Below are 13,441 nucleotides of genomic sequence, written 5' to 3' on the forward strand. Positions count from 1 at the left end.
TAGCAGCACAGCGCTGAAAAAGTGAAAGCGCCCGTGTCAGCGATTATCCGCTCAGCTGGTCGTAATCCCCGTCGCGGTAACCAACCATCATGGTTTGGTCGCTCACTTCCAAGAGTGGCCGCTTGAGCAGCGTAGGGTGTTTGAGCAGGAGTTGGCGCGCCGAGTTGGCGTCGTAATCCTTGTCAGCGTCAGAGAGTTCACGCCAGGTCTTGCTGCGCTTGTTGATGGCTTCCACAAGCGGCACGCGTTGCAGAATGTGTTCCAGTAACGCGGCTGACAGCCCATCCTTGCGCAGGTCGTGGGTTTTGTAGAGCAAGCCTTTCTCATCCAGCGCTTTGCGTGCTTTGCGGCACGTATCACAGGTGTCGATTATATAGAGCGTTAGCATACGGCCTCCATAGAACATTGAATAAGGCAGCGGTGAGTCATCGTGGTTAACCGCGCTCTATGAGATGACGAATACGCTGCGCTGCTTCTAGCGTGAGCGCTAATTCAGCCACCAGTGCTAAGCGTAAGCGCCCTGCGCCGGGGTTGACACCGTTCCCCCCCATTCGTCCCATTAAGCTACCAGGCAGTACGCTAACGTGCTGCTCGGCAAACAGGCGTTGGGTGAAGGCAATATCGTCTCCTCCTGGCACTGCAGGCCACAAATAAAAACTGGCTTGAGGTGCTGGGAAATCCATTACGGGAGCCAGCACGTCGATGACGGCGCTAAATTTATCGCGGTAGGCGTCGCGATTGGCGCGCACGTGTGTCTCATCTTGCCAGGCGGCAATCGACGCATGTTGCAGAGGCAGTGACATGGCACAGCCGTGATAGGTGCGATAGCGCTTAAACGGGGTAAGCAGTGCCGCATCGCCTGCCACAAAGCCGGAACGCAGGCCTGGTAAGTTGGAGCGCTTGGAGAGAGAGTGGAAGACGACGCAGCGGCGATAATCGTCACGACCCAGCTCGGCGCAGGCTTGCAACAGCCCCGGCGGAGGTGCTATTTCATCGAGGTAGAGCTCCGAATAGCACTCATCTGAGGCGATGATAAAGTCGTGCTCATCGGCTAGTGCAATGAGTTGTTTGAACTCCTCAAGAGGGGTGACGGCTCCGGTGGGGTTGCCCGGTGAACAGATAAACACCATCTGCACATCGCGCCAAATAGCAGCAGGCACAGCGTTGAAGTCAGGTCGGAAATCGTTTTCAGCGGTACAGTCCATATAGAGCGGTTCGCCGCCTGCCAGCAGCGTTGCGCCTTCATAGATCTGATAAAACGGATTGGGTACCGCGACTTTCGCTGGCCGGGTACGATCCAGGGCTGCCTGTACAAAGGCGAAAATCGCCTCCCGAGTACCATTAACCGGAACGACATGTTGTTCGCTGTCGAGGTCGCGTAGCTGAAAGCGCTGCGTTGCCCAGTTAGCGATGACTTCACGAAGCGCTGGCAGTCCATTGGTTGCCGGATAGCGGGCGATTTCCAGTTGGTGCGCTACTAATGCCGCAAGCGCCGCGGGGTAGGGCGCGTGCTGGGGCTCGCCGATGGTCAGCGGAATGTGGGCGAGCTCAGTGGGTGGTGTGAGCTCCGCCTTTAGCGCAGCCAGCTTTTCAAACGGGTAAGGATGCAGGGCGTCGAGGTCGGCGTTCATGATATGTCCGTTGATGGCTGGCGGCGTAAACCGTCGATTATAGGCAAGCCCCGGTGCAGGCTCAAACCTAACAGGGCGATCATAGTTCGTGAGCTGGCTTACCGATGCCGACGGCAGGTTTCCGCGAGGGCGCTGTGAACCCATCCGTGGGCGCTACTTTCGACATCCATGTCGAAAGACCCTCGCTCCAACCTGCCCTCGACACCTAGTTACCTGTACTCTTAATCGCAGTTGTTTCTAATTGCGGCTTAAACCCCTAATACCTCAATCAGACGCTCACGCAGTTGCTGTTGACGCTCGGGGTCGGTCAGCGGTTCGCCTGCTTTGGTGGTGATGAAAAAGACGTCCTCTACCCGCTCGCCGAGGGTGGCAATCTTTGCTGCTGAAAGCGAGATATCCTGCTCCATGAAGATACGCCCGACCCGAGCCAGCAGGCCGGGGCGGTCGGGGGCCGTTAGTTCCAGCATGGTGCGCTCATTGGCCGGATCCTGCTCAATCAGCACTTCCGTGGGTACCTTGAAGTGCTTGAGCTGACGCGGCGTATGCCGGGTAACGATATCCGGATAGTCGTCCGGGTCATCAAGCTCTTCCACTAGGTGCTGGCGCATCTCTTCAATGTGGCCTGGGTCACGTATGGGCTGGCCATGGCTGTCGAGCACAATAAAGGTGTTGAGCGTCCAGTCATTGTGGGAGGTGGCGATGCGGGCATCGTGGATCGAAAGGCCCAGCTGCTCCATGGCGGCCGCTGTTGCAGCGAACAGGTCATCCACCGAGCGGGTATGGATAAATACCTTGGTTCCACCTTCGGACATATCAGCCGTCGGCGCGCTGATCAGCACCAACGGCAGCGGCGACTGGTTGTGATTGAGAATGCCTTGAGTTTGCCAAACGATTTCGCTGGGCGCGTACTGCAGAAAGTAATCCTCCCCTAGCGATTCCCAAAGCTGGTCGATTTGTGCCCGGTTAACACCAATGGTTTGCAGTAGTGAGCGAGCTTCCGTGCGCGTTTCGCGCACCCAGTCGTCACGGTCGGGCGGATTATTCAAGCCGCGGCGCAGGGCACGTTTGGTCTCGGCATGTAGCTGGCGCAGCAGCGATGCCCGCCAGCCGTTCCATAGGGTTGGATTAGTTGCATTGATATCGGCAACGGTGAGCACGTAAAGATAGTCCAGGCGGGTTTCATTGCGCACGATCAAGGCGAAATCGCGAATCACATCGGGGTCGCTGATATCGCGCTTTTGCGCGGTCATCGACATTAATAGATGGTGCTCAACCAGCCAACTGACCAAGTTGGTATCGTGCGCCGAAACATGGTGACGGTGGCAAAACTGTTCAACGTCCCGGGCGCCGATTTCCGAGTGGTCGCCGCCGCGTCCTTTGCCAATGTCGTGAAACAGCCCCGCCATCCACAGGAGATCCAGCTTGGGTAGCTGCTGCATCAGCGCTGCCGCCACTGGGAAGTCGCCTTTGGCCTCCGGTTTGCGGAACCCGTGTAGAAACTTAAGCAGTCGCAGGGTGTGGGCATCGACGGTATAGATGTGAAACAGGTCGTGCTGCATCAGTCCTACGGCGCGGCCAAACTCGGGCAAGTACTTGCCCAGTATGCCGTAACGGTTCATGCGCCGCAGCTGGCGGGGTACGTTGCCAGGGGCGCGCAGAATGGCCATGAACAACCGCTGGTGGCGTGGGTCTTCCCGGTAATGATCGTCGATCTGATGGCGGTGGTCACGAATCAGTCGGATGGTGTCGGCGCGTACCCCTTCAATTTCGGGGTGCTTGGCCATCAACAGAAACAGCTCCAGCATCGCAGCCGGTCGCTCGCGGAACAGGTTGCGTGAGCGCACTTGAATATAGCCGCCCTTCGTTTCAAAGCGATCGTTCAATTTAACGGTGGCCAGCGCCTCTTTGCCGCGCAGAATTACCTCATCGAAATGCTGCAGCAGCATATCGTTGAGACCTGCCAGCGCCGTGACATGCCGGTAGTAGCGCTTCATAAACTGTTCGACCGCCAGACGTTCGGGCGTATCGCGAAAGCCAAACATTTCGGCAATGGTGCGCTGATGATCAAACAGCAGTCGGTCTTCGGCACGGTCGGTGAGCATATGCAGGGCATAGCGTACCTGCCATAAAAACGCCTGCCCCTGGCTTAAAATGCGCAGTTCAGCGTCGTTCATAAAGCCGTTGGCGACGATATCGGTGTACTGTTCGGTGCCGAAGTGGCGCTTGGCGACCCAGCCAATCATCTGGATGTCGCGCAGACCGCCGGGGGAGCTCTTAAGATTCGGCTCCAGGTGATACTCGGAGTTGTTATAACGGTAGTGGCGGGTGATCTGCTCCTGCCACTTGGCTTCAAAGAAGCGGTCAGCAGGCCAGATGTGCTCGGCGCTGAGGCGCTCGCGCATCGCTTCGCGCAGCGTCTCCGGCCCTGCAATCAGGCGAGATTCGAGCAGATTGGTGATCACTGTGACGTCTGCTTCAGCTTCCCGTTCGCAGTCGTTGAGTGAGCGCACGCTGTGGCCAATTTCTAAGCCAATATCCCATAAAAAAGTGATAAAGGCGGTCAGTGGCTCACGATAGGCAGTATCGTCATCCTGCTCCAATAGCAGCAGCAGATCGATATCCGAGTGAGGATGTAACTCTCCACGCCCGTACCCACCCACCGCCACCAGCGCGATGCCGTCATCGGGCCATTGGTGCTGCGCCCAGGCAATGGCCAATAGCTGATCTAGATACCAGGCGCGACCACGAACGAGGTCGCGAATATCTGCGCCGGCGCGAAACTGATCGTCCAGGCGCGCCTGCAACTCGCGCAGGGCGGCTTTAAAGGGGGCCACCGGTGAGCGCGAGCCAGCAAGCTCGGAGCGGAACAGTTTCAGGTCAAAAAGCGAGGTGTCCGGCTCAAACCGGTAGTGGTGAAGGAGCATCAGTTGGACAAAAAACTGAAGTCTTCATCGCTGCGCGCTGTCAGCACTTCAACGCCGGTCTCGGTGACCAGCAGCGTATGTTCCCACTGGGCGGAAAGCGAACGGTCTTTGGTGACGGCAGTCCAGCCATCGCGCAGCACCTTGGTTTTATAACCGCCGACGTTAATCATCGGCTCGATGGTAAAGCACATACCTGCTTCGAGTTTAATGTCGGCATCCGGCGCGTAGCCATCGTAGTGTAGGAACTGAGGTTCCTCGTGAAAGTCAGCGCCAATGCCATGGCCGCAGAAGTCGCGAACGACGGAGTAACCGTGCTCTTCGGCGTGCTTTTGGATCACCCGGGCGAGTTCAGATAGACGCACGCCAGGCTTCACCAGTTCGATGCTTTTATACAGGCACTCCTGGGTGATGCGGCATAGGCGTTCGCCCTGAATCGTCTCACCTACGATGAACATGACACTGGAGTCGCCGTGGTAGCCCTCAGCCGTCTTAACGGTGATATCCAAATTCATGATATCGCCTTTTTTAAGCTTCTTTTCATCGTCGGGGATGCCATGGCACACCACATGGTTGAGTGAGGTGCAGGTCGCTTTGGGAAAGCCATGGTAGTTCAGTGGAGCCGGGATCGAGCCCAGCTCATTAACAATATAGTCGTGGCAGAGCCGGTCAATTTCACCCGTGCTGATCCCCGCCTGCACATGAGGAGTGATCATTTCGATGACGCTAGCCGCTTGGCGCCCGGCTTCGCGCATGTGTTCGATTTCAGAAGGCGTCTTGATAGGAACGTTCATGAATGCTCGATATGGGTTCTGAATGGATAATTGAATGGCGCAATTTAAGACCGTCAAACGGGGTGCGACTTCATCTTGGCAATGATCTATGGTATAAAGCCGCGCGCTTTCCTGCAATCGTGATTCCGAGCTTCTTGGCTGGGAAAGACGGCAGTAGGGCAGGGCGATGAATCCGCAGGGTGCTCGTTAACGGGCGCGTTGCTTACTATCAAGCCTTAAAAACACACATGCACCGGCACATGGTCCCGGGTGCCGCTGGCAGCGTTTAACGCGGTCAACGGTCGGATCCATGGGGTGCGTGGAGGCCTAACCCGAGTTTTAGGAGTTCTACCATGTCTCACGTTAATATGCGTGACCTGCTGAAAGCAGGCGCTCACTTCGGCCACCAGACCAAGTACTGGAATCCGAAGATGAGCAAATTTATCTTCGGCGCGCGCAACAAGATTCACATCATCAACCTTGAGCACACCCTTCCGGCGCTGAACGAAGCGATCGATGTGGTCGAGAAGATGGCGGCATCCAACAACAAAATTTTGTTTGTTGGCACCAAGCGCAGCGCTAGCAAGGTAATTAAAGAAGAAGCCAATCGTGCGGGTCAGCACTTCGTCAACCATCGCTGGTTGGGCGGCATGTTGACTAACTTCAAGACCATCCGTCAGTCGATTAAGCGTCTGCGTGATCTTGAAGCTATGCGCGAAGATGGCACCTTTGAGAAGCTGACCAAGAAAGAAGTTTTGGTAGCAACTCGCGAGCAGGAAAAGCTTGAGCGCTCTATCGGCGGTATCAAGAACATGGGCGGCCTACCGGACGCGCTGTTCGTGATCGACGTTGACCATGAGCGTATTGCGATCAACGAAGCCAACAAACTGGGCATCCCGGTTATCGGCGTGGTGGATACTAACTCCAACCCCGATGGCGTTGATTATGTAATCCCAGGCAACGATGACTCTATCCGCGCTATCCAGATCTACGTTAAAGCAATTGCGGATGCGTGTGGTCGTGCCAAAGAAAGTAACGCTCAAGAGTTCGTTGAAGTGACCGAAGAGGCCGCTGCAGCTGAAGACAACACTGCCGCTGAGTAAGTACAGCAGTGGGTGCGGTAAGTAATCTGTGCCGCACCGTGATAAAGGGGGCTATGCCCCCTTTTTCCCGCTACGGGTTTCTTACTGTAGGTTTCTAACTACAAAAGAAGCGCTAGACGGGACGAATTTGCCGGCAGCGTGATACCGGCCCCGCAATACAGAGAGGCATAGGGCAGTGTGATACATGATGGTCATTTATCATGCCTATACTCTGTGTTGCGTCTAACTCTCATAGAACCATTTTAGAGGTGAATTCTTATGGCAGCTATCAGCGCCTCTCAGGTCAAGGAACTTCGCGAACGTACTGGTCTCGGCATGATGGAGTGTAAAAAAGCACTCACCGAAACCGACGGTGATATCGAAGTTGCGATTGAAAACCTGCGTAAAAGCTCAGGTTTAAAAGCGGCGAAGAAAGCCGACCGTATTGCCGCAGAAGGTGTTGTGGTGACGCGTGTAGCAGAAGACGGTAGCTACGGCGTCATGGTTGAAATCAACTCCGAGACTGACTTCGTTGCTCGTGATGACAACTTCATCGCCTTTGCTGACAAAATCGCCGGTGCTTTCTTCACTGCTAAAAGTGAAGATGTCGCCGCCGTAATGGCGGGTGAGCTGGAAACGGCTCGTGAGCAGTTGGTTCAGAAAATCGGTGAGAACATCGGCGTGCGTCGTGCCGTTGTTGTTAATGCTGCTGAAGGTGGCTTGGTGGGTGAATACGTCCATGGTGGTCGTATTGGCGTTCTAACCGTACTGACCGGTGGCACTTCGCAAGTCGCGAAAGACGTTGCTATGCACGTAGCAGCGATCAACCCTGCGGTTGCGCACCCTGCTGATATGCCCCAAGAGCAGTTGGATCAGGAAAAAGCGATTATTCTGGCACAGCCGGATATGGCCGGTAAGCCGGAGCAGATCGCTGAGAAAATGGTTCAAGGCCGCTTGAAAAAGTACCTCGCGGAAAACAGCCTGACCGAACAGCCGTTTGTTAAAGACCCGAACCAGACTGTGGCTGAGTTCGTCAAAGCGGCTGGCGGCGAAGTGGTTGGTTTTACGCGCTTTGAAGTGGGCGAAGGCATCGAGAAAGAAGAAGTCGACTTTGCTAAAGAAGTTATGGAACAGGCTGGCCGTCGCTGAGGTCAGAGGTTTCAGAAAGAAGATGGCGTGCGCGCGAGCGCACGCCTTCGCGTATCCGGCCCCTGTGTAATGAATGCTAGTATAACCGGCTCTTCTGTTCACCGGTTTATGCATAGGGGCTGCCCCGCCTGCCTGTGTTCAGGTCTGCCTCAGGAGAGATGCCATGTCACGTGATGTTGAAGAACCTACCCCCCACGTAGCACCCAGCAAAGGCAAAGCTGAGAGTTCGAAGTCAAAATACAAGCGTATTTTGCTCAAGCTTTCGGGTGAAGCGTTAATGGGTGAACACGATTTTGGTATTGACCCTAAGGTGCTTGACCGCATGGCGCTGGAAATTGGTCAGCTAGTCGGCATTGGGGTTCAGGTGGGTATCGTCATTGGCGGTGGCAACTTGTTCCGCGGCGCGGCGCTCAATGAAGCAGGCATGGACCGCGTGACCGGTGACCATATGGGTATGCTGGCCACCGTGATGAATGCGTTGGCGATGCGCGACGCTTTAGAGCGCTCCAACATCCGTTCGCGGGTGATGTCTGCTATTCCGATGAGCGGTGTGGTAGAGCACTATGACCGCCGAACTGCCATTCGTTATTTAACCTCAGGGGACGTGGTGTTGTTCTCTGCAGGGACGGGCAATCCCTTCTTCACCACCGATTCGGCTGCCTGTTTGCGCGGCATTGAAGTGGATGCGGATGTGGTCATCAAAGCGACCAAAGTGGATGGCGTCTACAATAAAGACCCGGTAAAACACCCCGATGCTGTGAAGTACGACCAGCTCTCTTACGATGACGCCTTAGATCAAAAGCTAGGGGTCATGGATTTGACCGCAATCTGCCTGGTACGCGACCATAATATGCCGGTGCGGGTATTTGATATGAATAAGCCTGGTGCCCTACTAAATATGGTAGTAGGGGGCAAGGAAGGCACGCTGATATACAGAGGGTAATGACGTGATCAACGATATTAAGAAAGATGCCGAATCGCGCATGAAAAAAAGCGTTGAGGCGCTGCACAGTAACTTTAATAAAATTCGTACCGGTCGTGCTCACCCGAGCATATTAGACGCCGTGACTGTGGATTATTACGGCAGCCAGGTACCGCTGAGCCAAGTGGCTTCGGTTAACGTTGAAGATGCTCGTACGCTGACAATTGCGCCTTGGGAGCAGGGCATGGTGCAAAAGATCGAAAAAGCCATCATGACCTCTGATCTTGGCCTTAACCCAGCCAGTGCCGGTAACGTGATTCGTGTACCGATGCCGATGCTGACCGAAGAGACGCGTAAAGGTTACATCAAACAGGCACGTAGCGAAGCCGAGAACGCGCGCGTGGCTATTCGCAACGTACGCCGTGATGCTAATGGTGATTTTAAGTCCCTGTTAAAAGATAAAGACATTACCGAAGACGATCAGCGTGAAGGTGAAGATGCCATTCAAAAGTTGACCGACAAATATATCGCCGAGATCGATAAGGCGTTGGTCGCGAAAGAGCAGGATCTGATGCAGGTATAAACCTGTGCTTTATGCAGCCGCGGGCAGCTTATGCTGCCCGTTTTGCCACACTCTGGCTGGTTTTTTATGACTGATCTTTGGTGCGAGAATCTATGATGCCACCGCAGCTTCCTGAAGAGCAGCCAGACGATGCCTGCACGCCTTCTCAGGCCGGGGAGGCTCCGCCGTCTCATGTTGCTATCATTATGGATGGTAATAATCGCTGGGCGCGCGCACGCGGGCTTTCAGGGGTGCGCGGACACCGCGCAGGTGTAGAAACTGTCCGTGCGGTGATTCAGCGAGCCGCTGAGCGTGAAGTGCAAACGCTGAGTTTGTTTGCTTTCTCCAGTGAAAATTGGAAGCGCCCAGCGGCAGAAGTTAATGCGTTGATGGAGCTGTTTTTGATGGCGCTTAAGCGCGAAGTCAAAAAGCTCAATGAGCGTAATGTTCGTCTTTCAATTATTGGCGAGCAGCGCGGCTTTTCTCACGCCATACAAAAGCATATTCAGCGTGCCGAAGCGTTAACCGCACATAATACGGGGATGCACTTGGTGATTGCCGCCAACTATGGGGGGCAATGGGATATCGCCCGTGCGGCGCGCACCCTGGCCGAGCAAGTCGCTGCAGGCGAGTTAGCGCCGTCGGATATTGACGAAGTCTGCTTTGATCAAGCGATGGGAGTTGATAATGTACCGCCGGTAGATCTGTGTATTCGCACCAGTGGAGAGCAGCGGCTATCTAATTTTATGCTTTGGCAATTGGCTTATGCCGAGCTGCATTTTTCACCGTTGCTATGGCCCGATTTCGGTGCAGAAGCGTTTGATGCAGCGTTAGACGACTTCTGTCAGCGCCGTCGTCGCTTTGGGATGACGGACGAACAAGTAGAGGCGCAAGGTGCTTAAACAGCGGATTATCACTGCAGCCTGGCTAGCGCCGTTGGTGTTGGCTGGCCTGTTTGGATTAGATGGAGGCGCCTTTGCGCTTTTTACGGCGTTTATTGTGCTGCTCGGCACCTGGGAGTGGGCCAATTTAGCTGGCATCACTCGCACCGTGCAGCGTGCTCAGTTAGTGGTCGTGATGGCCGCGTTAATGCTGGTAATGTGGCTGGCCGGTGCTGCAACGGCGGCATGGCCGCTATGGCTGGCTGCCGCCGGTTGGTTGATCAATCTTTACTGGGTGACGCGCTATCCTGCAGCAGGTCAGCAGTGGCAAGCAACTACGCGACGATTGGCGATGGGCCTGTGGGTACTGTTACCTTGCTGGGTCGGTTTTAACGTTCTGCGTGAGAGCGGTATGGCTTGGCTGCTGTTTGTGCTGCTGCTGGTGTGGTGTGCTGATATCGGCGCCTACTTCGTGGGCCGCAACTGGGGTAAACGCAAGCTGGCGCCTAATGTAAGCCCTGGCAAATCCTGGGAAGGCGTTTACGGTGGCTTGGCGGCGACTGCTGTCCTGGCCATTCTGTTTGCATGGTGGTTATCGCTGGGTATGGCCGGTGGGCTCATGCTTATTTTAGTGACAGGGGTCGTTACGTTGACCTCCGTGCTTGGAGATTTGCTGGAGAGCATGCTCAAGCGCCACCGCAATATCAAAGATTCCAGTCAACTGCTGCCTGGTCATGGTGGCGTTTTAGACCGAATCGATAGCCTGACGGCGGCTATCCCGCTGTTTGCGCTGCTCTATCTTGAAGTGCTCGTACAGGTGCTTGTTCAGGGGCCATCGCTATGAGCCAACAGCAAACTCAGCCCCCCAGGCAGCGCGTAACGGTGCTTGGGTCGACAGGCTCGATCGGCACTAGCACGCTGGATGTAATCGGTCGTCATCCCGACCGCTATAGCGTCCACGCACTTACCGCACACACGTCTAAGGAGTTACTGTTAGCTCAGTGCTTAATACACCGCCCTGCGGTTGCGGTGCTGGATGATGAAGCCGATGCCGCATGGCTTCGCCAAGAACTCAAACGTGCAGATCAGTTAACTGAGGTGAACGCAGGTCCTGAAGCACTGTGCGAGGTTTCTCGAGACGCGAGCGTAGACTGTGTCATGGCAGCCATCGTGGGTGCCGCGGGCTTGCTGCCCGCGCTAGCCGCCGCCGAGGCAGGCAAGCGCATACTACTGGCCAATAAAGAGGCGCTGGTGATGAGCGGCGCGCTGTTTATGGACGCCGTTTCACGCTCGGGCGCAACACTATTACCAATTGATTCCGAACATAATGCCATTTACCAGTGTCTACCTGCGGAGCACCGCGGCGGGCTGGTTAAACACGGCGTCCGTCAGCTGATGCTAACGGCCTCTGGAGGGCCGTTTCGTACCTGGAGTCAGGCTGAGATTGATAACGTGACTCCCGAGCAGGCCTGCGCTCACCCAAACTGGTCGATGGGACGTAAAATCTCAGTAGATAGCGCCACGCTAATGAATAAAGGGCTTGAGCTGATAGAGGCATGCTGGCTATTCGATGCTAAGCCCGAACAGATTCAAGTGGTGGTGCACCCGCAAAGCGTGATTCACTCCATGGCGGCGTATCATGATGGTTCGGTGATTGCCCAGTTAGGTAATCCTGATATGCGTACCCCCATTGCCTATGGGCTCGCATGGCCTGAAAGAATTGACGCCGGGGTCGAGACGCTGGATCTTTTTCAAGTAGCGCGGCTCGACTTTGAGGCGCCGGATGAAGACCGGTTCCCCTGCCTGGGGCTTGCGCGTCAAGCCATGCAACAGGGCGGGATGGCGCCTGTTGTGTTAAATGCAGCCAATGAAGTTGCGGTTGAGGCTTTCCTTCAGCGGCAGCTAGGTTTTACGGCGATTGGACAGCTGGTGACCGACGTCTTATCGCGACCCTATGAAGGCCGGGTCGATAGCCTTGAAAGCGTTTTAGCAACCGATCGATGGGCACGACAGCAGGCATTGGAGCTGGTAACAAGGTGGTCCGCTTAGGCATTCGCTGGGCTGGTCGTTAAGCGCGGGGCGTTAAGGAGCGTAGTGTGGGCCTGATACAGAATATTTTAGCGGTCATTGTAGTTTTGGGCCTATTGGTAACCTTTCACGAGTTTGGCCACTTTTGGGTGGCAAGACGTTGTGGTGTCAAAGTGCTGCGTTTTTCGGTCGGCTTTGGCAAGCCTCTATGGTCGCGGGTAGACCGCCAAGGCACTGAGTATGCAATAGCCGCCATTCCGCTGGGTGGCTATGTCAAAATGCTCGATGAGCGCGAAGCGCCAGTGCCGGAAGATCAGCTCGACCAGGCGTTTAATCGCAAGACAGTCTGGCAGCGCATTGCTATTGTGGCCGCGGGGCCGATCGCGAATTTCTTGCTGGCGATTGTTGCCTACTGGGCGCTGTTTGTCGCGGGAACCACCGTAGTCTCGCCGATGGTCGGCAGCATTGTGCCTGACTCGCCGGCCGCTGAGGCCGGACTTGCCCATGGCGATGAAATTATTGCTATTCAGGGCGATGAGATGCGCTCTTGGGAAGACGTGAATCTGAAGCTAGTGTCGATTATTGGTTTCAGTGGTGAGCTGGCTATCGACGCACGTCCTGAAGGAGCCACTGGCGCGCAACGCTTTGTTTTACCTGTTACCGATTATTTGGTTCGCCAAGACCCGCCACAGCCGCTGCAAACACTGGGCATCACTCCTTGGCAGCCGGAATTCCCGGCAATTTTAGGCCAAGTGGTCAGTGGTGAAGCAGCGGAACAAGCCGGCCTCATGGCGGGCGACACAATGGTCGCAATTAACGGCGAGCCAGTAGATGATTGGATGCACTTCGTCAGCCTCGTTCGGAGTCATCCTGGAGAAACGCTACAGCTCACCTATGAACGTGACGGTAGTCAGTCGACGGTTGCATTGACCCCAGGACGTAACAGTCTAGAAAGTGGGGTTGAAATTGGCTATATCGGTGCCGGTGCCCAGCAGGTCGAGTGGCCCGACGAGTTTCAGCGTGAAATTCGCTATGGCCCTATCGAGGCAGTAGGGCAGGCGCTAACACGCACTGGCGAGATGACGCTGCTCACCGTTGATGCTATTCGCAAAATGTTGGTGGGACTGATTTCACCCTCCAATCTGTCCGGGCCGATCACTATTGCGCAGGTATCTGGTGATTCAGCACGTGCGGGGATGGAAGCGTTTATAGGTTTTCTAGCGTATCTTTCCATCAGCCTTGGGGTGCTTAATCTATTGCCTATCCCGGTGCTTGATGGTGGTCACTTGCTTTATTATTTTATGGAGGTCGTGCGTGGACGACCAGTATCTGAAAAAACACAAGCTGTAGGATTGCGCATTGGGCTTGCCATGGTCGGCACCCTAATGTTGATGGCCCTCTATTTTGATCTGATGCGCCTGTGGTAATGACGCGTGTAGCGCGCAGGATGGCCTTGTCATCTGCCTGCACAAATGTATATGGTGCCTTTCTG

12 protein-coding genes are annotated in these 13,441 nt (G+C 55.3%); 8 read left to right on the forward strand and 4 right to left on the reverse strand.

Annotation, left to right across the window (positions count from 1 at the left end; genetic code table 11):
* Positions 1 to 43 precede the first annotated feature (43 nt).
* The 4 genes from AC5TBW_RS02345 to map form a co-directional block, all read right to left on the reverse strand.
* On the reverse strand, positions 44 to 388 hold the full coding sequence (locus AC5TBW_RS02345; RefSeq protein ID WP_495510535.1) for a Spx/MgsR family RNA polymerase-binding regulatory protein: 345 nt from the start codon (positions 386 to 388) through the stop codon (positions 44 to 46).
* A gap of 46 nt (positions 389 to 434) precedes the next feature.
* A complete protein-coding gene (gene dapC / locus AC5TBW_RS02350) occupies positions 435 to 1,631 on the reverse strand; it encodes a succinyldiaminopimelate transaminase (protein WP_495510536.1) in 1,197 nt (398 codons plus the stop codon).
* 248 nt (positions 1,632 to 1,879) lie between these two features.
* Positions 1,880 to 4,555 carry a [protein-PII] uridylyltransferase gene (locus tag AC5TBW_RS02355; protein ID WP_495510537.1) on the reverse strand — a complete coding sequence of 892 codons (2,676 nt, stop codon included), beginning with the start codon at positions 4,553 to 4,555 and terminating at the stop codon, positions 1,880 to 1,882.
* Complete coding sequence (map, locus tag AC5TBW_RS02360) at positions 4,555 to 5,346, reverse strand: type I methionyl aminopeptidase (protein ID WP_495510538.1); 792 nt, start codon at positions 5,344 to 5,346, stop codon at positions 4,555 to 4,557. Before map ends, AC5TBW_RS02355 begins: the two co-directional genes overlap by 1 nt.
* Positions 5,347 to 5,678: 332 nt before the next feature.
* Here map and rpsB point away from each other — a divergent pair, with 332 nt between their 5' ends.
* The 8 genes from rpsB (at position 5,679) to rseP (ending at position 13,376) form a co-directional block, all read left to right on the forward strand.
* Positions 5,679 to 6,428, forward strand: coding sequence for a 30S ribosomal protein S2 (gene rpsB, locus AC5TBW_RS02365; RefSeq protein ID WP_495510539.1), 750 nt, complete (start codon positions 5,679 to 5,681; stop codon positions 6,426 to 6,428).
* Positions 6,429 to 6,686: 258 nt separating this feature from the next.
* Positions 6,687 to 7,556 carry a translation elongation factor Ts gene (gene tsf, locus AC5TBW_RS02370; RefSeq protein WP_495510540.1) on the forward strand — a complete coding sequence of 290 codons (870 nt, stop codon included), beginning with the start codon at positions 6,687 to 6,689 and terminating at the stop codon, positions 7,554 to 7,556.
* A gap of 163 nt (positions 7,557 to 7,719) precedes the next feature.
* Complete coding sequence (pyrH, locus tag AC5TBW_RS02375; protein WP_008959877.1) at positions 7,720 to 8,499, forward strand: UMP kinase; 780 nt, start codon at positions 7,720 to 7,722, stop codon at positions 8,497 to 8,499.
* Positions 8,500 to 8,503: 4 nt separating this feature from the next.
* On the forward strand, positions 8,504 to 9,061 hold the full coding sequence (frr, locus tag AC5TBW_RS02380; protein ID WP_495510541.1) for a ribosome recycling factor: 558 nt from the start codon (positions 8,504 to 8,506) through the stop codon (positions 9,059 to 9,061).
* 92 nt (positions 9,062 to 9,153) lie between these two features.
* A complete protein-coding gene (uppS, locus tag AC5TBW_RS02385) occupies positions 9,154 to 9,942 on the forward strand; it encodes a polyprenyl diphosphate synthase (RefSeq protein ID WP_495510542.1) in 789 nt (262 codons plus the stop codon).
* Positions 9,935 to 10,765 carry a phosphatidate cytidylyltransferase gene (locus AC5TBW_RS02390; protein ID WP_495510543.1) on the forward strand — a complete coding sequence of 277 codons (831 nt, stop codon included), beginning with the start codon at positions 9,935 to 9,937 and terminating at the stop codon, positions 10,763 to 10,765. Before uppS ends, AC5TBW_RS02390 begins: the two co-directional genes overlap by 8 nt.
* On the forward strand, positions 10,762 to 11,970 hold the full coding sequence (gene ispC / locus AC5TBW_RS02395) for a 1-deoxy-D-xylulose-5-phosphate reductoisomerase (RefSeq protein WP_495510544.1): 1,209 nt from the start codon (positions 10,762 to 10,764) through the stop codon (positions 11,968 to 11,970). The genes AC5TBW_RS02390 and ispC overlap by 4 nt, the downstream gene beginning before the upstream one ends.
* Positions 11,971 to 12,017: 47 nt before the next feature.
* Positions 12,018 to 13,376, forward strand: coding sequence for an RIP metalloprotease RseP (gene rseP / locus AC5TBW_RS02400; RefSeq protein WP_495510545.1), 1,359 nt, complete (start codon positions 12,018 to 12,020; stop codon positions 13,374 to 13,376).
* Positions 13,377 to 13,441: the final 65 nt, after the last annotated feature.

The sequence above is a fragment of the Vreelandella sp. ssv genome (genome assembly GCF_059448525.1).